Source organism: Streptomyces sp. NPDC051219, from assembly GCF_040682335.1.
GTDB lineage: Bacteria > Actinomycetota > Actinomycetes > Streptomycetales > Streptomycetaceae > Streptomyces.
The window spans coordinates 45,032-67,503 of the sequence record NZ_JBFBAS010000011.1 but is presented as its reverse complement, the minus strand read 5'-3'; the positions used below and the strand labels follow the sequence as shown (position 1 = coordinate 67,503).

Annotated in this window: 25 protein-coding genes; 11 read left to right on the top strand and 14 right to left on the bottom strand. The window is 71.5% G+C overall.

Annotation, left to right across the window (positions count from 1 at the left end; translation table 11 throughout):
• Positions 1 to 2: 2 nt before the first annotated feature.
• From AB0M62_RS15465 to AB0M62_RS15435, 7 genes are all read right to left on the bottom strand, one after another.
• Positions 3 to 1,280, bottom strand: coding sequence for a cation:proton antiporter (locus AB0M62_RS15465; protein ID WP_366074689.1), 1,278 nt, complete (start codon positions 1,278 to 1,280; stop codon positions 3 to 5).
• 217 nt (positions 1,281 to 1,497) lie between these two features.
• A complete protein-coding gene (locus AB0M62_RS15460) occupies positions 1,498 to 2,346 on the bottom strand; it encodes a YhjD/YihY/BrkB family envelope integrity protein (protein WP_366074688.1) in 849 nt (282 codons plus the stop codon).
• A gap of 16 nt (positions 2,347 to 2,362) precedes the next feature.
• On the bottom strand, positions 2,363 to 3,397 hold the full coding sequence (locus AB0M62_RS15455; protein ID WP_366074687.1) for a rod shape-determining protein: 1,035 nt from the start codon (positions 3,395 to 3,397) through the stop codon (positions 2,363 to 2,365).
• A 131-nt stretch (positions 3,398 to 3,528) separates the two neighbouring features.
• Positions 3,529 to 3,927: a hypothetical protein gene (locus AB0M62_RS15450; protein ID WP_366074686.1), complete on the bottom strand. Its 399-nt coding sequence runs from the start codon at positions 3,925 to 3,927 to the stop codon at positions 3,529 to 3,531.
• Positions 3,928 to 4,109: 182 nt separating this feature from the next.
• On the bottom strand, positions 4,110 to 4,511 hold the full coding sequence (locus AB0M62_RS15445; protein ID WP_366074685.1) for an ATP-binding protein: 402 nt from the start codon (positions 4,509 to 4,511) through the stop codon (positions 4,110 to 4,112).
• 184 nt (positions 4,512 to 4,695) lie between these two features.
• Positions 4,696 to 5,619, bottom strand: coding sequence for a MurR/RpiR family transcriptional regulator (locus tag AB0M62_RS15440; RefSeq protein ID WP_366074684.1), 924 nt, complete (start codon positions 5,617 to 5,619; stop codon positions 4,696 to 4,698).
• A gap of 154 nt (positions 5,620 to 5,773) precedes the next feature.
• Entirely contained in the window at positions 5,774 to 7,048 is a 1,275-nt protein-coding gene (locus AB0M62_RS15435) for a phytase (protein ID WP_366074804.1), read from the bottom strand.
• Positions 7,049 to 7,306: 258 nt separating this feature from the next.
• Here AB0M62_RS15435 and dhaK point away from each other — a divergent pair, with 258 nt between their 5' ends.
• The 4 genes from dhaK to AB0M62_RS15415 all read left to right on the top strand — a co-directional run bounded on the left by dhaK (position 7,307) and on the right by AB0M62_RS15415 (position 9,666).
• The gene (dhaK, locus tag AB0M62_RS15430) at positions 7,307 to 8,299 is read left to right on the top strand and encodes a dihydroxyacetone kinase subunit DhaK (RefSeq protein WP_366074683.1); all 993 of its coding nucleotides are present in this window, start codon (positions 7,307 to 7,309) and stop codon (positions 8,297 to 8,299) included.
• Positions 8,300 to 8,337: 38 nt separating this feature from the next.
• Complete coding sequence (gene dhaL, locus AB0M62_RS15425; RefSeq protein ID WP_366074682.1) at positions 8,338 to 8,937, top strand: dihydroxyacetone kinase subunit DhaL; 600 nt, start codon at positions 8,338 to 8,340, stop codon at positions 8,935 to 8,937.
• The gene (locus AB0M62_RS15420; protein ID WP_366074681.1) at positions 8,934 to 9,344 is read left to right on the top strand and encodes a PTS fructose transporter subunit IIA; all 411 of its coding nucleotides are present in this window, start codon (positions 8,934 to 8,936) and stop codon (positions 9,342 to 9,344) included. Before dhaL ends, AB0M62_RS15420 begins: the two co-directional genes overlap by 4 nt.
• A gap of 175 nt (positions 9,345 to 9,519) precedes the next feature.
• Positions 9,520 to 9,666, top strand: a complete 147-nt coding sequence (locus AB0M62_RS15415) for a hypothetical protein (protein WP_366074680.1) — start codon at positions 9,520 to 9,522, stop codon at positions 9,664 to 9,666.
• A gap of 24 nt (positions 9,667 to 9,690) precedes the next feature.
• Here AB0M62_RS15415 and AB0M62_RS15410 read toward each other — a convergent pair whose 3' ends face one another.
• Both AB0M62_RS15410 and AB0M62_RS15405 read right to left on the bottom strand, forming a co-directional pair.
• Positions 9,691 to 10,656 carry a YihY/virulence factor BrkB family protein gene (locus AB0M62_RS15410; protein WP_366074679.1) on the bottom strand — a complete coding sequence of 322 codons (966 nt, stop codon included), beginning with the start codon at positions 10,654 to 10,656 and terminating at the stop codon, positions 9,691 to 9,693.
• Positions 10,657 to 10,797: 141 nt separating this feature from the next.
• Positions 10,798 to 11,172 (bottom strand): RNA-binding S4 domain-containing protein, encoded by a 375-nt coding sequence (locus tag AB0M62_RS15405; RefSeq protein ID WP_366074678.1) that lies wholly within the window; start codon positions 11,170 to 11,172, stop codon positions 10,798 to 10,800.
• A 131-nt stretch (positions 11,173 to 11,303) separates the two neighbouring features.
• Here AB0M62_RS15405 and AB0M62_RS15400 point away from each other — a divergent pair, with 131 nt between their 5' ends.
• On the top strand, positions 11,304 to 11,579 hold the full coding sequence (locus AB0M62_RS15400) for a hypothetical protein (protein ID WP_366074677.1): 276 nt from the start codon (positions 11,304 to 11,306) through the stop codon (positions 11,577 to 11,579).
• Between the two features lie 102 nt (positions 11,580 to 11,681).
• Here the strand turns inward: AB0M62_RS15400 and AB0M62_RS15395 are convergent, their stop codons facing one another.
• On the bottom strand, positions 11,682 to 12,653 hold the full coding sequence (locus AB0M62_RS15395; protein WP_366074676.1) for a methyltransferase: 972 nt from the start codon (positions 12,651 to 12,653) through the stop codon (positions 11,682 to 11,684).
• A 156-nt stretch (positions 12,654 to 12,809) separates the two neighbouring features.
• On the opposite strand from AB0M62_RS15395, the gene rpmF reads away from it, so the two are divergent.
• The 3 genes from rpmF to AB0M62_RS15380 all read left to right on the top strand — a co-directional run bounded on the left by rpmF (position 12,810) and on the right by AB0M62_RS15380 (position 13,830).
• Entirely contained in the window at positions 12,810 to 12,980 is a 171-nt protein-coding gene (gene rpmF, locus AB0M62_RS15390) for a 50S ribosomal protein L32 (RefSeq protein ID WP_366074675.1), read from the top strand.
• A 129-nt stretch (positions 12,981 to 13,109) separates the two neighbouring features.
• Complete coding sequence (locus AB0M62_RS15385) at positions 13,110 to 13,235, top strand: hypothetical protein (RefSeq protein ID WP_366074674.1); 126 nt, start codon at positions 13,110 to 13,112, stop codon at positions 13,233 to 13,235.
• A 142-nt stretch (positions 13,236 to 13,377) separates the two neighbouring features.
• A complete protein-coding gene (locus tag AB0M62_RS15380) occupies positions 13,378 to 13,830 on the top strand; it encodes a DUF6069 family protein (RefSeq protein ID WP_366074673.1) in 453 nt (150 codons plus the stop codon).
• A 16-nt stretch (positions 13,831 to 13,846) separates the two neighbouring features.
• On the opposite strand, the gene AB0M62_RS15375 is transcribed toward AB0M62_RS15380, so the two are convergent.
• Genes AB0M62_RS15375 through AB0M62_RS15365 form a run of 3 tightly spaced genes read right to left on the bottom strand, consistent with a single transcriptional unit; the run spans position 13,847 to position 17,505 of the window.
• Entirely contained in the window at positions 13,847 to 14,893 is a 1,047-nt protein-coding gene (locus tag AB0M62_RS15375; RefSeq protein ID WP_366074672.1) for an ABC transporter ATP-binding protein, read from the bottom strand.
• A complete protein-coding gene (locus AB0M62_RS15370) occupies positions 14,890 to 16,479 on the bottom strand; it encodes an iron ABC transporter permease (protein WP_366074671.1) in 1,590 nt (529 codons plus the stop codon). The genes AB0M62_RS15375 and AB0M62_RS15370 overlap by 4 nt, the downstream gene beginning before the upstream one ends.
• Before the next feature lie 6 nt (positions 16,480 to 16,485).
• Entirely contained in the window at positions 16,486 to 17,505 is a 1,020-nt protein-coding gene (locus AB0M62_RS15365) for an iron ABC transporter substrate-binding protein (protein ID WP_366074670.1), read from the bottom strand.
• Between the two features lie 222 nt (positions 17,506 to 17,727).
• On the opposite strand from AB0M62_RS15365, the gene AB0M62_RS15360 reads away from it, so the two are divergent.
• A complete protein-coding gene (locus AB0M62_RS15360) occupies positions 17,728 to 20,403 on the top strand; it encodes an AMP-binding protein (protein WP_366074669.1) in 2,676 nt (891 codons plus the stop codon).
• 96 nt (positions 20,404 to 20,499) lie between these two features.
• On the opposite strand, the gene AB0M62_RS15355 is transcribed toward AB0M62_RS15360, so the two are convergent.
• Positions 20,500 to 20,919, bottom strand: a complete 420-nt coding sequence (locus tag AB0M62_RS15355; RefSeq protein ID WP_366074668.1) for a TOBE domain-containing protein — start codon at positions 20,917 to 20,919, stop codon at positions 20,500 to 20,502.
• 156 nt (positions 20,920 to 21,075) lie between these two features.
• Here AB0M62_RS15355 and AB0M62_RS15350 point away from each other — a divergent pair, with 156 nt between their 5' ends.
• Both AB0M62_RS15350 and modA read left to right on the top strand, forming a co-directional pair.
• On the top strand, positions 21,076 to 21,474 hold the full coding sequence (locus AB0M62_RS15350) for a helix-turn-helix transcriptional regulator (RefSeq protein WP_366074667.1): 399 nt from the start codon (positions 21,076 to 21,078) through the stop codon (positions 21,472 to 21,474).
• A gap of 98 nt (positions 21,475 to 21,572) precedes the next feature.
• Positions 21,573 to 22,373 (top strand): molybdate ABC transporter substrate-binding protein, encoded by an 801-nt coding sequence (gene modA, locus AB0M62_RS15345; protein ID WP_366074666.1) that lies wholly within the window; start codon positions 21,573 to 21,575, stop codon positions 22,371 to 22,373.
• Positions 22,374 to 22,472: the final 99 nt, after the last annotated feature.

Genomic DNA, 22,472 nt, shown 5'->3' with positions numbered 1-22,472 from the left:
CCTCATTCGGGAGGCGGACCCGCGATGCGCCCAGCTCTCCGGTTCAGCCGGTCGAGCCGGGAGATGACCGGGGTGGCGGCTGTCCCGTGCACCACCACGGACACCAGGACGGTGAACGTCACGACCGCCCACAGTTCCCGCTCGAAGCCGCCGAAGCTGCTCTCTCCCAGGGCGTAGGCCATGTAGTACACCGACCCGATGCCCCGGATTCCGAAGAGAGCCGCCACCGCGCGCTCCCTGGGTTCAGTCCTGCCGCCGAGCTGAGCCGCCCAGCCGGTGAGGGGGCGGATCACCAGGATCAGGAGCAGTCCGGCCGCGGCGCCGCGCCAAGTGAGCGCCGACAACCCTCCCACGGCGATGAAACCGCCCAGGAGGAAGAGAACCCCCGCGGTGAGCAGGCGCTCCACCTGCTCCATAAAGGCGTGCAGCACCTTGTGATAGCCATGCGCCCGCTCGGCGGCCCGGATGGCGCAGGCGGCCGTGAACACCGCCAGGAAGCCGTATCCGTGGAGGACTTCCGTCAGCCCGTACGACAGGAAGGTGGCGCCCAGTGCGACGAAGCCCTCCCGGTGCTCGGACAGCCGCAGCGCTTCCCAGTTGGCCCGGAACAGCATCCAGCCGAGCAGCCGTCCCACTGCAAGACCGGTGAGCACACCCACAGCCACCCTGAGCGCCACGTCGCTCCAGAGCCAGGGCCCGATCCATCGGCCGGACCAGCCGGTCCCGGCAGTCGTGAAGAACGCGATCGCCGCGAGGACGAACGGAAAGGCCAGTCCGTCGTTGAGGCCGGCTTCGCTGGTGAGCGCGAACCGCACCTCGTCCTCGTCGTGCTCGGCGTCGGTCGGCTCCCCTACCCTGACCTCCGCGGCGAGCACGGGATCAGTCGGTGCGAGGACCGCGGCCAGCAGCAGCGCCACGGCGGGCGGCCAGTCCAGCAGCCACCAGGCGGTGAGTGCCGTAGCGATCACGGTCAGCGGCATGGTGATGCCCAGAAGCCGCCAGGTGGTCGACCACATGCGGAGGCCGAACGGCCGGTTGATGGCGAGCCCGGCGCCCATCAGCGAGGCGATCACGCACACCTCGCTCAGATGCTCCACCCATTCCCGGTCCCGCACCGGGTCGGGATCCGGCAGCTCGACCGGCAGCAGGAACACCAGCACGCCGACCCCGAGGAAGACCATCGGCACGGACAGGGGGCGTCTCGCCACCACCCGGGGCAGGACCGCGGCCAGCAGCGCACCCAGGCCCAGACAGGCGTACCCCACATGCGTCATCGTCATCGCAACCGCCCGTCCCGTGGCCGAGGCGAGCCGGCCCGCGGCGGCCGGGGCGGTGCATGGGCCGCTGACAGCCGTACTGCGCGATAACGACCGTCGCGCATTCGTCGTCCCCTCCGCCGGTTCGCCCCTTCGACCGTGGCGCGGCGCGGGCTCTCTCGCAACGCGGAGGTGCGGCTACCCGGCGATCACTGGGGCATGCCCGCCCGTCGCCGGGGGGTCACTCGGCTGCCGCCTCGCGCCGCAGTCGGCGGTGCGTGCGGTGTTCGTGGAAGAGGCGTCCCATCAGGGCTCCGCCGTAGACGACCACGCCCACGCCGACCAGCCAGGACTGGATGACCAGAAAGGTCCCGAAGGGGCCGTAGACGATGGCGTTGGAGGCGATCAGGGGTGAGAAGACGAGCTGAGAGAATATGCGCAGCCCCAGCAGGGCCAGGGCGGTGGCCACCGCGCCGGGGAGCAGGGCACGCCAGCGGACCCGGCCGGTGAGAAGCAGCCGCTGGGACCACCAGAAGAACAGGAACGTGCCGATCAGGTCACCCAGGACCACGATCAGGTCGACGCCGGCAGACTCGCCGGGGGTGGGTGTGTTGACGAACACCACGAGACCGACGATGAGCATGGCGAGCCAGACGACGTGCCGCCACATGGTGTGCCAGCGGGCCGTCGGCAGGTCCCAGACCTTCTCGTAGCCGGTCTGTACGGCGGATCCGAAGGTCAGGCCGAAGACCGTGAGGGCGCCGAGACCGAAGGCGGTCGTGCGCTGCAACGCCTGCCCCGGCAGTCCGAAGAGGCGCTCGACCTCGTCCTGAGAGGACTTCGACACTCCCAGCGCGTGCCCGAGCCACCGGCCGAAGCCCTGCCCGCTCGCCGGATCCGCCGCCGCGACGACGATGAGGAGCGGCACCATGGTCAGGAAGGCGAGTGCCGCGAAGCCCATGGCGCGGTGCATCAGCTCCATCTCGCGCCCGCGACTCCAGGCGAGGCCGGCCCAGGAGGCGCGCAGCCTCGTTGGCAGGTGCGGGATCCGCCGGGCGTGGTGCGCCACATCCCAGCGCCTCGGGGTCATCTGCGCCGTCCGGGATTCAGGCCGCGGCCCTGCCGTCGATCATCGCTCCCAGCCCGAGGACGGCGCACTCCTCGGGAGCGTCGGCAATGTGGACGGGCACGGTGACGGCCTGCCGCAGCAGCACGTCGAGGCCCGGCAGGCGGGTCACCGCGCCGGCGAGCACGATGCCGCGGTCTTCTATGTCGACGACGAGGTCGGGCGAGCAGCGGCGCAGCACGGTGAACACGCTGTCCATGACGGCGCCCAGCGGGGCGCCCGTCGCCTCCCGGAGGGCGGCGACGTCGACGGTCACGGAGCGCACCGTTCCGTTGCTCACGTCCCGGCCGCTGACCTCGATCCTGGGATCCGTTTCGTGCGACGTGGCGCTGAGCTGGTGGAGCAGGGCGCGAACGGACTGGCTGTGGACCGACAGTCCGTACCGGGCGCGGAAGTGCTCGACGACGCTCTGGGCGACCACATCACTGCCCACAGGAGCGCTCGACCACGCGACGACGGCCCCCAGGGAGAGTACGGCCACCTGGGTACGGTCGGGGCCGGCCACCACAATCATGGCCGCTTCGGGGCGCTCGACGGGGAGTCCGCACCCGACCGCCGTGGCCAGCAGGCTGTCGACGAGTTCGACCCGCCGTATCCCGGCGCCGCTGAGGGTCTCGACGGCGGAGCGGCAGGCCACGGGCGGGCTGCCGTAGGGGAGGCACACCGCCGCCCTGGTGAGCGGGGCGCGCTGCCAGACCCGGCGCAGTCTGGCCCCGGCCACGTGCCGCAGCAGACTCCGGGCGAGATCGACGTCGACCACCATGCCGCCGAGGATCGGCCGTATGACGGCGATGTGGCCGGGCGAGCGGCCGGCCATCTGCTCCGCCCTGGTGCCGACCGCGACGACGGTGCCGCACTCCTGGTTCACGGCGACCAGGCTGGGTTCGTCGGCGACCAGGCCGCGTTTCCTCAGATAGATGCGGGTCCGGTCCGCGGCCAGGTCGACAGCGACGGAGCAGCGCTGCAGGCGCTCTCGCACGGCCAGGATCGGATCGCTGACGCGTATGTCCTCCACGGGACCTCCCTCGCTGAGCGGCACGTACCTCCCACCCTGCGGGCGTTTGGCGTCGGCCGCCCATCAGGGTGCTCCGGGCGTGGCCGTCCCGCCCGATGCGGCGGTTCGCGAAGTGGGGCCGGGCGCGTGACTCAGACGCGCAGCCGTCCGCGCCGGACGCCGCTGCCGGCGAGGAGGGCCTCGCTGATGACCCGGACGCCACGCGCGATACGGCTGAGCTCGTCCAGTTCGAGGGCGTACAGCCGGATGGTGTTCTCGATGACGCTCTCCGACACACCCAGGGTCGGCAGCTCGGCCCGCGAAGTCTGCAGCGCCACGCGCACGGCACGGATCTCGTGCTGGACGTGGAGATGCGCGTGGCGGGCGAGTATGACGTGATTGCGGGTGAGCGTGGAGTAGCCGGCGTACCGGGCGGGCAGCAGATCCCGCAGCCACCGGGCGGCCGTGCGCTCCCAGTCGTGGCTGCCGGGGGCCTTGACCTGACGCGGCCAGTCGGCGGCGGTCGGGGAGAGGGTCTGAGGCATCGTCATCGCTTCCGGGTGAGGTGCGGATGGGGTGCGGAGGCACGTGCAACGGGCGCTGGTGGCGCGGTTTCTGGCGGCCCCGGCCTAGGGGATGACCGGGGCCGCCATGGGCGTCCGCGGAAGCGGAGCGCCCGGGTAGAACACCTGGGAGCCGACGAGAGGAGTCCGCGTCGTCCCCGGGTGTCCGTTCAAGTGGCCCGTAGGGGCTCGATGCGGTGAATGGCCCGCACCTGGTTGGTATTGACGGTTGTGGTGCTGTCCACCGACTGCGCCAGGCTGCACACGATGCCCAGTCCGCGGCCGAATTCCTTGTCGAGATCGTCGAGCGAGGCCCTCGGCGTGATCCGGGACGGGCCGCTGTAGTCGGTCACCTGGATGCACAGGGTCCGGTGCGGGGCGGCCGGCGCGAGGCCCAGCGTCATGGTGTCCCGCCCGTGCACCGCCGCGTTCCCGGCCAGTTCCCCCACGATGAGGAGGCTGTAGTGCTGGTCGTCCTCGGCGAGGCACCATGCGTGCGGACAGGCGGCCGCATGACGCCGGACCGTGGACACATGCCGCTCGCGTGCGGGTGCGGCGATGACTGAGTACATGGTGCGGACCGCCGGCTCCTTGCTGAGGGTATGGACCTGCTCGGGACTGCGGGGACATCCCGAAGCCGCGCAGACGCAGTAAATATATATACCGTCGAGTAAGCAAGGGCATGAAAAAATTCATGCATATTTTCGGATGAAAACCCGAGCGCCGCCCCGCTCGCCCTGGTCGGGCCCTCCGCCGTCAGCCCTCGTGGAAGAAGTGGTGCTGCTCCGCGACCTGCTCGTACCCCTCAAGACGAGCCTGGGTGCGCTCAGGGTCGGCGTCGGCCATCGCCTGGAGCACCGCCGCGGACAGCACTCCAGGAGCCGCGTAGGAGTCGAAGACGAGCCGCGATCCGGTGCTCGCGCTGAGCGCCACATCCACTTCGTCCACGAACGGTCCCAGCGGCTGATCGGTGATCAGCGCGACGCGGAGCCCCGTGCTGCGGGCGTCCCGGATCGCTGCCAGGGTTTCCTCGGCGTACCGGGGCATCGAGAACGCCAGCACCCATGTCCCGCCGGCCTCCCGGGACTGGAGAAGCGCGTCGAAGGCGACGCTGCCGCCACGGGTCACCAGCCGTACATCGGGGTGGATCCGTCTCGCCGCGTACGCGAAGTACTCCGCCAGTGAGACGGAGATACGCAGGCCGAGGACCGTCAGCGGCACCGACCGGGCCAGGTCGCGGCCCAGTTCGATGACCCGGTTCGGATCGCCGAGCAGTCGGCGCAGGTTCTCCAGGTTCTCGATCTCGGTGTCGATGGCCGCCTGGAGCTCGTTGCGGCGGATCTCCTCCGGGGTGTCGGGCGAACCCGCGACTGCGCTGAGCGCGATCGGGTGCAGGGCCTCGCGGAGCGCCGGGAAGCCGCTGAACCCCAGGGCGGAGGCGAATCGCGTCACGGACGGCTGGCTCACGCCCACGCGTTCGGCGAGGTCCGTGATGGACAGGAAGGCCGCCTCGGGAAGGTGGTCGACCATGTACTGCGCGATGCGCCGCTGGGCGGGGGAGAGCCGGTGGCCGTCGAAGAGGGCGAGCAGCCTGGACGTCGGGGCTCCCTCGTTGTCCGAAGATTGCTGTCCCGAGGTGATCGCAGACGCCTGTGCGCGTGCCTGCTGCCCTGATGGCACCGGCGTGCCTCCTTCTCGTCCCACTCGTGCTTCAACATAGCTCACTCGCTGTGGGCACAGGGCAGCTCGTCAGGAGGTCCCGCCGGGGCCGGTGCGCGGGGCACACGGCCGGAATCCGCGTGCCCCGCTCCCCCGGCGTCACATGCCGGCGGCGTCACATGCCGGCGGCGTCGACCACTGCTCCGAGGTCCACGAACTTGAAGCCCGTCGCCTCCCGCGTGCCGCCCTCGCCGTCCGGTACTTCGGGCGTGTCATGGCCGTCCTGGACGACCAGCAGGCCACGGGGGTAGCGGGCTCCCAGGGGAGCGTTGAGCACCGCGGCTCCGTCGCACTCCTCCGAACCGTCGAGCACCGCCGTCGCCGCCGGGACACGGAAGCCGCCCTCGTACTCGTTGTCGTCGCCGACCTCACGGTCGTACAGCGCGAAGGTGTTGTCACCCTGACTCGAGGCGAGTAGGTATCCGTCGCCGTCGCGCTCCTGGAAGAGCGTCAGGCCCTCGACGTCGGCTGCCAGGCGCTTGCCGCCGTAGCCGGGATCGGCGCCCGGCCCGCACTCCTCGCTCTCCTCGTCGTAGACGCCGGGGACGCCGTACTCCTTGACCTTGTCCACGAGCACCGGGGTTCCGGTGAGATCGGCACGCAGCCGCCAGATGCCGACGTCCTCCTGGCCGGCGTAGAGGGTGCCGTTGGCCGGGTCGACGACCATGCCCTCCACCTGTGGCCGTTCGCCGGGCTCCGCGCAGGGGGTCCACCTGTCGCCGTTCGGCAGCCGGAACGAGGCGGGCAGGTCGAGCGTGCGGACCTTGCGGTAGCCCACGGTCCCGGATGTGTTCACCGTGAGTTCGAGCAGGCCGACACGGGTCTCGTTGCGCCGGCTGACCAGCGCGTACGAACGGTTGGTGCCACGGTCCGTCCACGCCGCCAGACCGTACGCGGTCCGCTGCTCGTTGACCTCCGACTGGTCCGCGGAGAACACCGGCGCGGCTGCCGGATCCGTGATGTCCCTCAGCGGGCTGTCCCGCCGGGCAGGATCGATGCGGTAGATCCGCAGGCGGTCGTGCCCGCGGTCGCTCACGACGGCGACGTCGGCCCGGCCGGACGGCAGCCGCAGTCCGGTGACGAGGTCGACGTTGTTGAACCGGCCGGGCGCGTCACCGGCGGAGACCGGCGGCGGTGCGGGTATGGACTGCACCAGCCGCGCGCCCAGGTCGTAGACGCGCAGGCCGCCTTCCTTGGCGGTGGCGACGACGAGGCTGCGACCCGGATCTGCGGCATTCCGCCAGATCGCGGGGTCGTCCGCGTTGGCGTTCCCGCCGTCCTCGTCGTCGTACAGGGCGGGCGTTTCCGAGGTGGGCTGCACGGCCGGCAGGGCAGCCGGGCCCGCCTGCGCGGGAGACGACGGAAGGAGGGTGACCAGCGCGAGGCCCAGGGCGGCGGCCGCCACCCCGGCGCGGCGATGCGTTCTCACAGACGCTCTCACAGACGCTTCCTCAAGGTCGGGGACTGGGCTGTTGGTCCGTCGGGAAGCGTGCTGCGTGCGGACGGCGCCCGGTGGTCGTCCCGGTGATACCCGGGTGTTGAGCGCGTGAACTCGCCCCTGGGGAATCGCGCTCGCCGGCGAAGGAGCGGGCCGGGCCCGTTCCCTCGATACTGGCCGTGAGCCGATGGATTCCACCAGGAGGTTCCCATGAGGATGCTGATCAACGTTCCCGAGACGGTCGTCGCGGACGGGCTGCGCGGGATGGCCGCCGCCCACCCGGAGCTGAAGGTGGACGTCGAGAACCGGGTCATCGTGCGCCGGGACGCGCCCGTGGCGGGCAAGGTGGGGCTGGTCTCGGGCGGCGGGTCCGGGCACGAGCCGCTGCACGGCGGGTTCGTGGGACCCGGGATGCTCTCGGCCGCCTGTCCCGGTGAGGTGTTCACCTCACCCGTGCCGGACCAGATGGCGCGGGCCGCGGCCGCCGTCGACAGCGGTCAGGGCGTGCTCTTCATCGTCAAGAACTACACCGGTGACGTACTCAACTTCGACATGGCCGCCGAACTCGCCGAGGACGAGGGCATCCAGATCGCCAAGGTCCTCGTCAATGACGACGTCGCGGTCACCGACAGCCTCTACACGGCGGGCCGGCGAGGCACCGGCGCGACCCTGTTCGTCGAGAAGCTGGCGGGCGCCGCGGCCGAGGAGGGCGCGCCGCTGCAGCGGGTGCAGGCCGTCGCCCGGCAGACCAACGAGTCCTCTCGCAGTTTCGGAGTCGCCCTGAGCGCCTGCACCACCCCTGCCAAGGGCAGCCCGACCTTCGATCTCCCGTCCGGTGAGCTGGAGTTGGGCATCGGCATTCACGGCGAGCCAGGACGGGAGCGGCGGCCCATGATGACCGCCCGCGAGATCGCCGAGTACGCGGTGGACGTGGTGCTGGAGGACCTGCGGCCCAAGCAGCCGGTGCTGGCACTCGTCAACGGGATGGGTGCCACACCGCTGTTGGAACTGTACGGCTTCAACGCCGAGGTGCATGACGTACTCGCCCGGCGGGGGGTGACCGTGGCCCGTACCCTCGTCGGGAACTATGTCACCTCACTCGACATGGCGGGCTGTTCGGTGACGCTTTGCCAGGTCGATGAGGAACTGCTGCGCCTGTGGGACGCGCCCGTGCAGACGCCCGGGCTCCGCTGGGGCCGCTGAGCAGTTCGGTACGCAACTCACAGCACAGAGGAGACCAGGTGCGCGACACGGCATTCTTCCGCCGCTGGATGGCGGCCGCCTCGGCCGCCGTGGACCGTGAGGCGGCCCACCTCACGGAACTCGACTCGCCGATCGGGGACGCCGACCACGGCGCGAATATGCAGCGGGGTTTCACGGCCGTCGGCGCGGCGCTGGAGAAGGGTGTGCCGGACACCCCGGGCGCCGTACTGACGCTGGCCGGACGGACGTTGATCTCCACGGTGGGCGGGGCATCCGGACCGCTGTACGGCACGCTGCTGCGCCGTACCGGCAAGGCGCTCGGGGAGGCCGCCGAAGTGTCCGACGAAGAGCTGCGGGACGCGCTCCGTACCGGCGTGGACGCGGTGGCCCAGCTGGGCGGGGCGGCGCCGGGCGACAAGACGATGCTCGATGCCCTGGTACCCGCCGTGGACGCGCTGGCCACGTCGTACGAGGCGGCTCGCGAAGCGGCGGAGAACGGCGCACTGGCGACCGTACCCCTGCAGGCCCGCAAGGGCCGTGCGAGCTACCTGGGTGAACGCAGCATCGGGCACCAGGATCCGGGCGCGACCTCCTCCGCGCTCATCATCGGGGCCCTGGCCGACGTGGCGGCGGCATGAGCGGGGAGAAGCTCGTCGGGGTCGTACTGGTCTCGCACAGCGCACAGGTCGCGGCCTCCGTCGCCGAACTGGCGAAGGGGCTCGCGGGCGGCGGCACGATCGCGCCGGTGGCGGCGGCCGGGGGCGCGCCCGACGGCAGCTTCGGCACCAGCTCCGACCTGATCACGGAGGCGGCCGCAGCAGTCGACCGCGGCGCGGGCGTCGCGGTCCTCGCGGATCTGGGAAGCGCGGTGCTGACCGTGAAGGCCCTGCTGGCCGAGGGTGACGAACTGCCGGCCGGAGCACGGCTGGTGGACGCACCGTTCGTGGAGGGCGCGGTGGCCGCGGTGGTCACCGCCTCGGCCGGGGCGGACCTCGACGCGGTGGCGGCCGCCGCCGCGGAGGCGTACGAGTACCGCAAGGCTTGAGCGCTCGTACCCTCGGCGCTTTCCCCGCGGCTCGGGTGGCGCGGGCGCGGCGCGGTCCGGGTCCCTGGTCCGCGGTCGTCGGCAGGCAGCCATCGGCAGGCATCGACGGGCAGGCATCTGCCGGGCCGATCGGGGTACGCGCTATGACACCTGCACCTACGGCAAAGGAGGACTCGTGGCGGGAATCGTGAGCCGGATCAAGGCGTTCGCGCGCAGCCCCAAGGGGCGCAGGCTGACGGAACAGGGCAGGCGAGCGGCTGCCGATCCCAGGAAGCGCGCTCAGGCCAGGCAGGCGCTCAGCAAGCTGCGCAAGGGCCACTGAGGCGGGCAGCCTCGACGGCCACCGTCATGGGCCGGGGCCCGGGTCGGGCTGCACCGCGTCGGTGATCCCGGCCCGGGCCGCTTCCAGTTGGGCGGCGAACGCGACGCCGAGGAACAGCGCGACGGCCGTCAGGTTCGCCCAGATCAACAGGGCGACAAACGCCGTGAGGGGCCCGTAGACCGCACCGAACCCGCCGCTTCTCGCCACGTAGACGGCCAGCAGCCAGGTCGCCGTGACCCAGAGCACGAGGTGTACGGCCGAGCCGAAGGCCAGCCAGGTGTAGCCGGGCTGATCCCGGCGAGGAGCCCAGCGGAAGATGACCGCCGAGGCGACCCACACCAGCAGTACACCGGCCGGCAGCTGGAGCACCTCCCACCACATGAGCCGGCTCTCCGGCCAGTGCAGTACCTCGGCGAGGGAGCTGCTCACGGCGTCGCCCGCGACGAGCACGAGGAAACCCACCACCATCGGAGCGCCGGCGGTCACAGTGAGCACCAGGGCCCGCGCGTACTTGGCCAGGAACGGCCGGTCCCGCTCGATGCCGTAGATCCGGTTGATGCCCCGCTCGATCTGCGCCATCGCCGAGGTCAGGTTCAGCAGGGCGAACCCCAGGCCCACCCACATCGCGATCGCGCCCCCCACGCCCGTGCCCGCACTGCGCCGGGTGTCGGCGAGGGCGTCCTCGATCAGCTCGACGCTGGCACCGGGCGCGATGCGTGCGAGCGTCAACTCGATCACTCGGCCGACGCTTTCGGTGTGCACGGTGGTGGCCACGCCGACCAGGGCGATGGTGAAGGGCACCATGGCCAGGACCACTTGGTAGGCGAGGGAGCGGGCATTGCTGAAGCCGTCGGCGTAGCGGAACCGCGAGAAGGCGTCGAGCAGCAGCTGGCGCCCCCCGTAGTGCCGCAGCGCCATCAGCGCCTCGTCACCGGAAAGTTCCGCACCGATCATGTCCCGCGTCTGCGGAACGTGCACCACAGTCCCCATGCCGCAACGATCACATCCCGGCGCTTGCGGCGCAGCAGAATCGCGCGGCTGGATTTCGAGCAGCCGCATCGCCGGGGAGCTCAGGCCGACCGCAGGCGGACCACGAGGCGCACCCGCACGGTCACGGAAGTGGGCGCGTGGTCAGCGGCCGCGCAGCTGTTCCAGCTCGCGCCGGTCCCGCTTCGTCGGACGGCCGGCGCCGCGGTCGCGGTGTCCGACGGCCGCGGCTTCCTCGCGCGTCGGCGCCGGTGGGCTGTTGTCGACGAAGCACTCCACGGCGACGGGCGGGCCCACGCGCTTGGACACCAGCCGCGAGACGACCACGACGCGCTCGCGCCCCGCGTGGTGAAGCCGCACCTCGTCCCCGGTGCGCACCGGCTGGGCCGGCTTCGCCCGGTCATTGTTGACGCGGACGTGGCCGGCCCGGCACGCGGCCGCGGCCTGCGAACGTGTCTTGGTGAGCCGGACGGACCAGATCCAGCTGTCGACGCGTACGGTCCCCTCGTCTGAAGCCATACCCCCGACTCTACGAGGTCGTCCCGGCGGTCGCCCCGGTTCGTCGCACGACCTGCCTCTCGCACCAGTCCCTTGACCTGAACCGGTCTCCAGGCACACCGTGATCACTCACGCGCCACCAGGGAGCAGCCATGTCCGACACCAGCCAGCAGAAGTCGACCACGTCGTCCGTCTGCGAGGAACCAAGCACGCGTGAGCGCGACGTGACAGTGGCCGGTGACAGCACGCAGGCAGTCGGTGAAGGCGTCGCGGAGTTCCTTGCCCGGCGCACGCCTGGCGCGCCCTATACGGCAGGTGAGATCGCGCCCATGCTCAGCGGCGCAGCAGACCGGGGCAGTGCCGAGCGGATCGCCGAAGTCCTGAACATCTTCAGGACCATGGTCCCTCCGCCTGCCGAAGATGCCTGACCCACGCCGCGCAGGGCGCCGCCCCACTGCCGAACCGCCCGCCCACTTCGCAAGGGGTCCAAGACCGGTACGCCCGGTCGGGACCGGCCGCGAACAGCAGGACTAACCGGCTGCGACCACCCGGGACGGGCCCGGAAGCGTCGCGCCCGCCGAGCGGGCCGTGTGCACAGTCGTCGCGGTCAGCAGGAAGGCGTCCGGGCGCCGCAGGAGCCCCTCCGGGGCCCGCGGGTCCAGCAGGGCGTCGAGCGTACGCAAGTCCTCCGCGTCGAGGGTGTCGCCGAGGAGCTCCCGCAGCCGGCCCAACCGGTCGTGGAGGTACTCCCGGGCGCCGGCGCCCAGCGGCGCGGGCAGGTCCGTGAGGAAACTCCGCGTGCCGGTGTGCACCAGACCCGCGCCCGCGAGCAGAGCCGGCCAGTCCTCGACGACGCGGGTGTGGCCGGGCAGAGCGGCGCGCATGCCGGCGAACCAGTCCTCTTCCGCGGCCTCCAGTCTGGCCTCCAGCCCAGGACGGCCGAGGCCGAAGTCGCGTGGCAGGCAGCGCGTTCCCAGTCCGCCCTCCGCGACGGCGAGCAGGCCCCCGGGCCGGAGCGAAGCGGCGAGCGTACGCAGCGACGCCTGCTGGTCGCCGAGGTGGTGGACCACCTTGCTGGTCCAGATGAGGTCCGCCGCGCCGAGGCCGTCCAGCCCTCCGGGCAGGTCGGCCCGGTGCGTGACGACCCGGTCGGCCAGGCCCTCCGAGGCGGCGCGTGTGCCGACCCGGTCCAGCAGTCCTGCCGCGCCGTCGACGGCCACGATCCGGGCCTGCGGGAAGGTGCGGGCGAGTACGCCGGAGACGACCCCGGGGCCGCTGCCCAGGTCGAAGACCCGGCTCACGTCCTCCCCGGCGAGCTGCTCGGCCAGCCAGGCCGTGGCCCGCTCGATGAACGGCAGGTGCAGTTCGGCCTGGCGTTCCAGCTGGGGGCCGAGGGCCTCCCAGTCGACGTCCTCCGCGCCTTCGTGGCGATGGCCGTGGCTGTGTGGCGCGTTCGGCACGTGCGGGAAGTGCTGCGCGTGCGGGTGCGGCTCCGCGTTCACGGTTCTCTCCTGATCCGGTCGGGAGGGGCTCCCGGCCTCCTGGCCACTCTGGTCGATCGCGGTCCTCCGCACCATCACTCGACAGATATTTGGTAATGGTTTCCATGTTCATATAGCGTGGGCGGCCGTACACCGCCCCACCGAGGAGGACCATTCATGGCCGTTCCCAAGCGGAAGATGTCCCGCAGCAACACCCGCCATCGGCGCGCCCAGTGGAAGGCCACCGTGCCCGAACTGGTGCCCGTGACCGTCGACGGCTCGGTATACCGGGTGCCGCGCAGGCTCGCGAAGGCCTACGAACGCGGCCTCCTGCGCCCGGAGGGCTGACCGTAGGAGGTCGCCCGGCTGGCCCGCGAGGGCCGCTGCGACTACCTGCTCATCACCTGCGCCTCGCCGCCCGCGACCTGCCCGGCCGTACGGACGGCGCGTAGACGCTCACGCGTAGAAGGTCACGCGTTGAAGCTCAACACGTCCGCCGCGGCAGCGGGGCAGCAGTACGGCAAGGCGCCTTCAGCCCAGGAACCCCGCGACGGCGGACACGAAGCGGTCGGCGTCGTCGAGCCACGGGAAGTGACCCGCTGATGTCTGGACGACAAACTCGGCCCTGGGAAACAGCTCGGAGAACTCGGGTCGGGAAAATTCCCGGCCCTCGCCGATGAGTTGTGACTCGCACGGCGGTCTACCCCTGTGAAGCAACCGCAACCGCCGACCAGGAGGAACCACCATGACCGCGAACACGAGGCCCGGCACCACCGGTACGTTCACGATCCCTTCCGTCGTCACCGACCGGCCCGTCTGGCAGGTCGGCGTCCTCGCAGCCGTCACCGGGGCCGTCGTGACCGAGGTCTTCGCCCTCGGCGCACGTGCGCTGGGAGTACCCATGAAGGCGGCGAGTCCCGGCGCCACGGAGGCTCAGCCGATCCCGGTCCTCGGTTTCGCCGGCGGCGTGCTGTTCTGGTCGGTCGTCGGGATCGTGCTCGCGGTGGCGCTCCACCGGTGGGCGCGGCGCCCCGCACGTACGTTCGCCGTCACCACGGTCGCCCTCACCGCGCTGTCACTGGTACCACCGTTCCTCGCACCCCACACCACCACCGCGACGCAGTTCGTCCTGGCCGCGTCCCACCTGGTCGCCGCGGCGGTCGTCATCCCCGTGCTCACCGCCCGCCTGTCCCGATGACGGCGGCGACGCCCGGTCAGGAGTGCAGGGTCGCCTCGCCGGTGACACGGATGCCCGTCTCCTCGCCCGGGCGTACGGTCACCGGCCCCGCGACACGGACGTCGACCGGGAGGTCCAGCCCGTCGACGGTGACGCTCACCATCGCGTCGTGCCCGTAGAAGCACACGTCGGTCACGGTGCCGCGTACGCCCGTCGCGGCTTCGGTGAGCTGCAACTGCTCGGGCCGGAGCAGAACCGTGCCGTCACGCCGGCCGCCGGCAGGCGCGGTCAGCGGGAGCCGGCCCAGGGCGGTGGCGGCCGTGCCGTTGTCGGCGGTGGCGGGGACCAGTACCGCGTCGCCGACGAAGCCGGCCACCCAGGGGCTCGCGGGCCGGCGGTACACCTCCTGGGGCGTGTCGCACTGGGCGATCGTGCCGTTGCGTACGACCGCGACGAGGTCGGCCGTGGAGAGGGCCTCCTGCTGGTCGTGGGTGACCAGGATCGCGGTGGCGCCGGTTGCGCGCAGAGCGGCCCGGACATCGGCCCGGACGCCTGCGCGCAGGGCACTGTCCAGGGCGTTGAACGGTTCGTCGAGCAGCACCAGTGCCGGTTCCGGCGCGAGAGCGCGGGCCAGTGCGATGCGCTGCTGCTGGCCGCCGGAGAGCTCGTGCGGCATCCGGTCGCCGTAGCCGCCGAGGCCGACGAGTTCGAGCACCTCCTCGGTACGGCCGCGCCGTTCGCCACGCGCCAGGCCGGTCAGTCCGAAGGCGACGTTGCGCGCCACGCTCAAGTGCGGGAAGAGCGCCCCCTCCTGGGGGACGATGCCGATCCGGCGGCTCTCCGGAGGCAGGTGCAGCCCGGGGCCGGTCAGGGTGCGGCCGCCGACCGTGACGGTGCCCGCGTCGGCCCGCAGGAAGCCGGCGATGATGCGCAGCAGAGTGGTCTTGCCGCAGCCGGACGGGCCGAGCACGGCGGCCAGCGCGCCGCCCGGGACCGCGAGGTCGAGCCCGTCGAGTACGGAGGAGTCCGGACCGTAGGCCTTGGACAGGCCGGTGATCTGCAGGTCGGTCTTGGGCGGTGTCATGGGCGGTGCCTCCCGAGGAGGTAGGAAGGGACGGCGGCCAGCAGGATGAGGGATGCCGCGTACGGGGCCGCGGCGGCGAACGATCCGGTTCCGGTCTCGGTCCACAGTCGGGTGGCGAGGGTGTCCATACCGGTCGGGCGCAGCAGCAGAGTCGCCGGCAGTTCCTTCATGCACACCACGAAGGTCAGGGCGGCGCCCGCCGCGACGCCGGGGGCAGCAAGCGGAACCGTGACCTCGCGGAGCACACGCAGCGGGCTGCGTCCCAGCGAGCGGGCGACGTCCTCCAGGACCGGCGGGGCCTGGAGCACGGCGGCGCGGGTGGCGGCCACCGAGACCGGCAGGAACAGCACGGCGTACGCGCAGACCAGCAACGGCAGTCTCTGGTAGAGCGGCTCGGCGTAGCGGACGGCGAAGAAGACCAGGGCCAGGGCCACCGTGATGCCCGGAAGCGCGTGACCCGCGTACGCGGACTGCTCCAGCAGGTGTGCGGTCCGGCCCCGGTGTCGGGCGGCTATGACGCCCACCGGCAGGGCGAGCAGCGTGGTGAGCGCCGCGCCGGCCGCGGCGACCCCGAGGGTCGTACCGGCGGTGTCGAGCAGCCCGGCCGGGTTCCATGTCGCGGAGTTGCCGACGGCCAGCCAGTACCCGAGGGTGCCCAGCGGGATCACGACGGCGATCGTCGTGACCGCGCCGCACCACAGCAGGGCGGGTACGCGCAGCGGGCCCAGCGGGGCGGGGACGGCGCGGCGTGCGGTGCCGGTGCCGGTCCTGGCGTGTCCGGCTCGGCCGCGCGTACGGGCCTCCAGTGCCACCAGGGCCACGGTCATCAGCACCAGGACGACGCTGAGCGCGGCGGCCGGGGTGCGGTCGAAGCTGGCCCGGTAGGAGGTGTAGATGCCGCGGGTGAAGGTGTCGTACCGCATCAGGGACACCGCGCCGAAGTCGGAGAGCACGTACAGGGCGACCAGTACCGCTCCCCCGGCGGCCGCCGGGCGGACCTGCGGCAGGGTGACGCGTACGAAGGTCCGCAGTGGACCGAGCCCGAGCGAGCGGGCGACCTCTTCCTGCGCCGGGTCGGAGCCGCGCAGGGCGGCCGTGACGGGCAGATAGACGTACGGGAAGCTCACCAGCGTCAGCGCCAGGGCGGAGCCGGTGAAGCCCGCGAGCGCGGGAAAGGCGGACAGCCAGGCGAAGGCGGCGACATAGCTGGGCACCGCCAGCGGCAGCGTGACCAGCACCGACCAGGCGCGGGCGCCTGGCAGTGCGGTCCGAACCGTCAGCCAGGCCAGCGAGACGCCCAGCACCAGGCAGACGGCCACGACGACGGCGGCGAGGCCAAGGCTGCGGCCGAGCAGCAGGGCGGTGCGCTCGTTGGCGACGACGTCCCGGGCGAAGCCGGGGCCGCGTTCCATGGAACGCACCGCGAGGTAGCCGAGCGGCAGCAGCGCGAACGCCGCGGCGACGGCCGCCGGGACCACGAGCGCGGCCGGCGGTCTGCCCTGCGCGCGCAGCCGCCCGGCCGGCGCGGGAGAGCCGGGCGGACGGGCGGCGGGACCCGTCCGTTCAACGGGGTCCTTGGTGCGCATGACGGCTCAGACCATCCCGACTTCCTGGAGCATCTTCAGGGTCTCCTGAAGAGAATCGAGCTTGCCGAGGTCGATCTTGGGGGCGTCGAGGGAGTCCAGCGGCGGCAGGTCCTTGACCTTGGTGACAACTCCGGCGGCCAGCGGGTACTCCTTGGTCTCCTCGGCGAAGTAGGTCTGCGCCTTCTTGGAGAGCAGGAAGTCGACGGCCTTCTGCGCCACCGGGGCCTGGTCGCTGCCCTTGAGGATGCCGACACCGGCCACATTGACCAGCGCGCCGGGGTCGCCGCCCGGCAGGAAGTGGATCTTCGCGCCGACCTTGTCCTCGCCCTTCTCGGCGACCTGCTCGTACCAGTAGTAGTGGTTGACCAGACCGAGCGACACCTCGCCCTCGCCGACGCCCTCGAGCACCTTGAGGTTGTTCTCGTACACCTTGGGTTCGTTGGCCTTGAGGCCCTTGAGCCAGGTACGGGCCGCGTCGTCGCCCTCGAGGACGCGCAAGCCGGTGACGAACGCCTGGAAGGATGCGTTCGTCGGGACGTAACCGATCTTGCCCTTCCACTCCGGCTTGGTCAGGTCGTGCACGCTGTCCGGCACCTTGGCGACCTTGTCCGGGTTGTACGCGAGGACGCGGGCGCGCCCGGAGGTGCCGGTCCAGTCCCCCGCGCCGCTGCGGTACTCCGCGGCGACCTGGTCCAGCGAGGCCTGCGGCAGCTTGGCGAGGCGGCCCTGCTTGGAAAGGGCGCCGAGAGCTCCCGCGTCCTGCGAGAAGAACAGTCCCGCCTTGGTCTTGTCGCCCTCCTCGAGTATCTGGGCCGCGAGTTCGGCGCTGTCGCCGTAGCGGACGGCGACCGTGGTGCCGACGGCCTTCTCCAGCTCCTCCAGAAGCGGCTCGACCAGCTTCTCGTTGCGGCCGGAGTAGATCACGAGCCCTGCGTCGTCTTCGTCACTGCCACAGCCGGCGACGGCGGGCAGAAGCAGGGCTGCCGCGGCAAGTGCGATCAGCGGGCGGGCCAAGGGGCGTCGCATGGGTAAAGCCTTCCTGCATGGCTCACTTCCATCGCCGCGCGCGTCGCGTCGTCAGGGAGCGAGCGGCGTAGCGGTGCCGCGGAGGAACCTGGGATCGCCCTATAAATAAGGTAAAGCTAACCTAAACGTCAAGAGTGACGTACGCAACGTTGCACCCGCAGTGGATCACTTGTGACTTCTCTGTGACTATCAAATAAAGTAAGGCTTTCCTAAGATGCGCTCGTGATCCTCCCTTCCGGCCTGCTCGCAGGCAGCACCAAGGCCGTCCCGTTCGCCGGCTCTCTCGCGGTTCATGGCGACCGCACCGCTCTCATCACCGCTGACGGCTCGGTCTCCTACCGCGAGCTCGCCGACCGGGTGGCAGCGACCGCCCGGCGCCTCGGCCGGGAGCGGCGCCTCATCCTGCTTGTCGGCGCCAACACCGTCGAGGCCCTGGTCGTCCACCTCGCGGCACTGGCCACGGGGCACCCTGTTCTGCTGGTCCCGGGCGACCATCCGGAGGCCGTGCAGTCGCTGGTCGACGTGTACGACCCGGACGTCGTGGCCCGCCCCGAGGGCGGCGAGTGGGTGCTCGACGAGCGCCGTACGCTCTCCGCGCACACCCTGCACCCGGACCTCGCTCTGCTGCTGAGCACGTCCGGCTCGACCGGATCCCCCAAACTCGTCCGCCTCTCGCACGAGAATCTGCAGGCCAACGCGGAGTCCATCGCCGAGTACCTGGGTATCCGGCACACCGACCGCGCGGCCACGACACTGCCCCTGCACTACTGCTACGGCCTTTCGGTCGTCCACAGCCATCTGCTCCGCGGCGCCGGGGTGATCCTCACCGACCTCTCGGTGGCGGATCCCTGCTTCTGGGAGCTGTTCAGGGCGGGCCGCGGCTCGACTTTCGCGGGGGTCCCGTACACGTTCGACCTGCTCGACCGGGTCCGCTTCGCCGAGATGGAACTGCCGCACCTGCGCTACGTCACCCAGGCGGGCGGCCGGCTTGCGCCCGACCGGGTCGCGCACTACGCCGCCCTGGGCCGGGCCGGCGGCTGGGACCTGTTTGTGATGTACGGCCAGACCGAGGCGACGGCGCGCATGGCCTACCTGCCGCCGGACCTGGCGGAAACCCGCCCGGAAGCGGCCGGTGTCGCGATACCGGGTGGCTCGTTCCGGCTGCGGCCACTGCCCGAGTGGCCCGGTGAGGACACCGGCGAGCTGGTGTACGACGGGCCGAACGTGATGCTGGGCTACGCCGAGAGCCCGGCCGACCTGGGACTCGGCAGGACCGTCGACGAGCTGTACACCGGCGACATCGCCCGGCTCGGCTCCGACGGCATGTACGAACTGGTCGGGCGGCGCAGCCGCTTCGCCAAGATCCTCGGCCTGCGGATCGACCCCCAGCGGGTCGAGGCGATGCTCGAGAAGCACGGCATCACGTCCTGCTGCACCGGCGACGACAACGAACTCGTGGTGGCCGTCGCGGGCGCCACGGGCGGAACGGGCGGTGCGGCCGGAGTGGGCGAAACCGGTGGGACCGGTGGGACCGGCCCGACCGGCGACGCGGGAGCCGTCGACACCGCACACGTCCGGCGGCTGGTGACCGGCGAGTGCGGCCTCCCGGCCCGTGCCGTACGCGTCTGCCTGCTCGCCGAACTGCCCCGGCTCGCCACCGGCAAGCCCGACTACCGGGCCGTACGCGAACTGACCCGGGCGACGGCTGCGGGGAAGGGCGTGGCGGCACCGGCGACGACGGAGGCCGGGCACGACGGGCCGGTCGATCTGTGCCGGCTCTACGCCGAGATCCTCGACCGTGACGACGTCACCGAGGACAGCAGCTTCTCCGGTCTGGGCGGCGACTCGCTCTCGTACGTCGAGATGTCACTGCGCCTCGAAGATGCGCTCGGCCGCCTCCCCGACCACTGGCACACGCTCCCGATCCGTGAACTGAGGCAGCCGGCACGGCCGCCCGCGAGCGGCACCGGTGCACGCGGCCGGCGTCGCTCGCTCGAGACCGGCGTCGCCCTGCGCGCCGCCGCCATCGTCCTGATCGTGGGCTCGCACATCCATCTCTTCATGGTCAAGGGCGGCGCGCACGTGCTGCTGGGCGTCGCGGGCTACAACTTCGCCCGCTTCCACCTCACCTCCGCCGACCGCCGGGAACGGCTGCGGAACGTGGCCCGGAGCGTCGCGCGGATCGCCGTGCCCAGCATGGCCTGGCTCGCACTGATGCTGCTGGTCACCGACGACTACCGGCTCACCAACGTCCTTCTGCTGACCAGTCTGGTCGGACCGCACGACGGGTTCTGGTTCATCGAGGCCCTCGTCTACGTGCTGGTCGCGATGGGCGCTGTACTCGCCGTACCGCTGCTGGACCGCACGGAGAGACGGTTCCAGTTCGCCTTCCCCACGGCCCTGATGACGCTCGGGCTGATCGGGCGCTACGACCTGCTCGGGCTCGACGCCCGCGGCCACATCCCGCTCGCTGTCACCGTGTTCTGGCTGTTCGCGATGGGCTGGGCCGCCGCGAAGGCGGTCACCGTGCGGCAGCGGCTGCTGGTAACGGTGGCGGCGCTGGCGACGGTCCCCGGCTTCTTCGGCCAGCCCGGCCGGGAGGCGGTCATCATGGCAGGTCTGACAATGCTGGTCTGGGTACGCAGCGTGCCGAGTCTCGCGTCGGTCAACCGGGTGGCGGGCGTACTGGCGAGCAGCTCGCTGTACATCTATGTGACGCACTGGCAGGTCTTCCCGCGCCTGGAGGACCAGTTCGCCGTGGTGGCGATGATCGCCTCACTCCTCGTCGGTATCGCCTACGCCGTCGTGGCGACACGCCTGATGCGCCGGCGTCCAGCGGTGCTGCGCTCCCGGCGGTCGGTGAACGGCGGCACGGCCGGACAGCGGCTCGCCGGGTAGCGCCCAGCGGCTTGCGCATCACTACCGGCGCATCACCACCGGCGGATTTGCCACCGGCGGATTTGCCACCGGCGGTGCCACTGACCGGCGCCGCGCTCAGGCGGTGGCGAGGGCGATTTCGGTGGACTTGATGAGGGCGACCACCGGTGACCCCACGGCGAGTCCGAGGTCGGTGACCGCGTCCCTGGTGATCGCGGCGGTCAGTCCGCCGCCCTCGACGGCCACTTTCACCACCGCCATCGCCCCGCCGCTTGCGATCCCGGAGACCGTGCCCGGGATGCGGTTGCGGATGCTCAGGCCCTCGACCGGGCCGGTGGCGAGCGACACCTCGGTGGACTTCATCAGCACGCGAACCGCGGAGCCGTCGCCGAGGCCCAGCTCCCGGACGGCTTCCAGCGTGACGGCGGCCGTCAGGTCCGGCCCGCCGACGAGGCGGACCTTGACCATGGCCATCACCTCGCCAGGGGTGACGGCGACGACGGTGCCGGGGATCTGATTGCGGATGCTCAGGCTCATGGGGGCACGCCTCTGTGCGGAGTGATGTCGGCTTTCAGCCTGCACCGTCGGCAGTACGGCGGCACTCGGGCCTTCCTCCAAGCAAGGACTCGACTGCTATGGACGATGGCCCGAACGGATTGCAAATGCCAGGGAACCACGCCTATCTTGGCGCACATGCAGTCCTACACCATCGGACAGGCGGCTCGTCTGCTCGGCGTCAGCCCGGACACCGCGCGCCGCTGGGCGGATGCCGGACGCGTCGCGACCCACCGCGACGACGGCGGCCGCCGCCTCATCGACGGACGTGATCTGGCCGCGTTCTCCATCGAGGTCGCCCAGGGCGCCCACGGTGAGGAGGACGCCGCTCCGTACACCTCCGCCCGCAACGCGTTCCCGGGCATCGTGACCGCGGTCAAGCTCGGCGACGTCGCGGCGCAGGTGGAGATCCAGGCCGGTCCGCACCGGCTGGTCTCCCTGCTGACCCGCGAAGCGGTCGAGGAACTGGGTCTGGAGGTCGGCATTCAGGCCACCGCCCGCGTGAAGTCCACCAGCGTCCACATCGACCGCACCTGAAGCACTCGTCTCCCCAGCGGCGTCGCCGTCCCCGGCGCGGCTCATGAACATCCGCACGGACGGCACAGCCGGCCGCATCACCGAGGAGTTCCGCCGCCATGTCCCCTACGATCAACCGACGCCGCGCCGCCGCCATGCTGACCGCCGCCCTGCTTCTCCCCCTGGCCGCCTGCGGCGACGGCAAAGCCGCAAAGGCCACTGACAACAGCGCCGGCGCGGGCACCGCAGCCGCCGAGGCCGAGCTGACCGTGCTCGCCGCCGCCTCGCTCACCGACGTGTTCAAGACCGCCGGCGCGGCGTACGAGAAGGCCAACCCGGGCACCGAGGTGGCGTTCTCCTTCGCCGGGTCGCAGGAACTGGCCGCCCAGGTCAAGCAGGGCGCGCCCGCCGACGCCCTTGTCACCGCGGACACCAGGACGATGGACGGGCTGGCGGCCGACACCGGCCCCGCCATCGTCATCGCGAAGAACCGCCTGGTCATCGCCACCGGCAAGGGCAACCCGCACAAGGTCGGGGCGCTGAAGGACCTCGCCGACAGCAAGCTGAAGGTCGTACTGGCCGCCCCCGAGGTACCGGTCGGCCGCTACAGCAAGAAGATCCTCGACGCCCAGAATCTGGACGTGAAGCCGGTCTCCCAGGAGCCGAACGTGCGCGCCGTCCTCAGCAAGGTCGAACTCGGCGAGGCCGATGCCGGTCTCGTCTACCGGACGGACACGCGGGGCGCGGCCGGCAAGGTCGACGCCGTGGAGATCCCCGACTTGCAGAACGCGATCGCCGAGTACCCGGCAGCCACGCTGAAGCAGTCCGAGAACGCCGAGGCCGCGGCCGCTTTCGTGAAGTGGCTCAGCGGCCCCGAGGCGCAGAAGATCCTCCAGGAGGCGGGCTTCCAGCAGCCGTAGTGCCGTCGACTCGGTGAGGGCTGCCCGTTCCGGGGGACGGGCAGCCCTCACCGCCCCACTGCACCGCACCCCTCACCGCACCTCACCGCACCCGGTCGT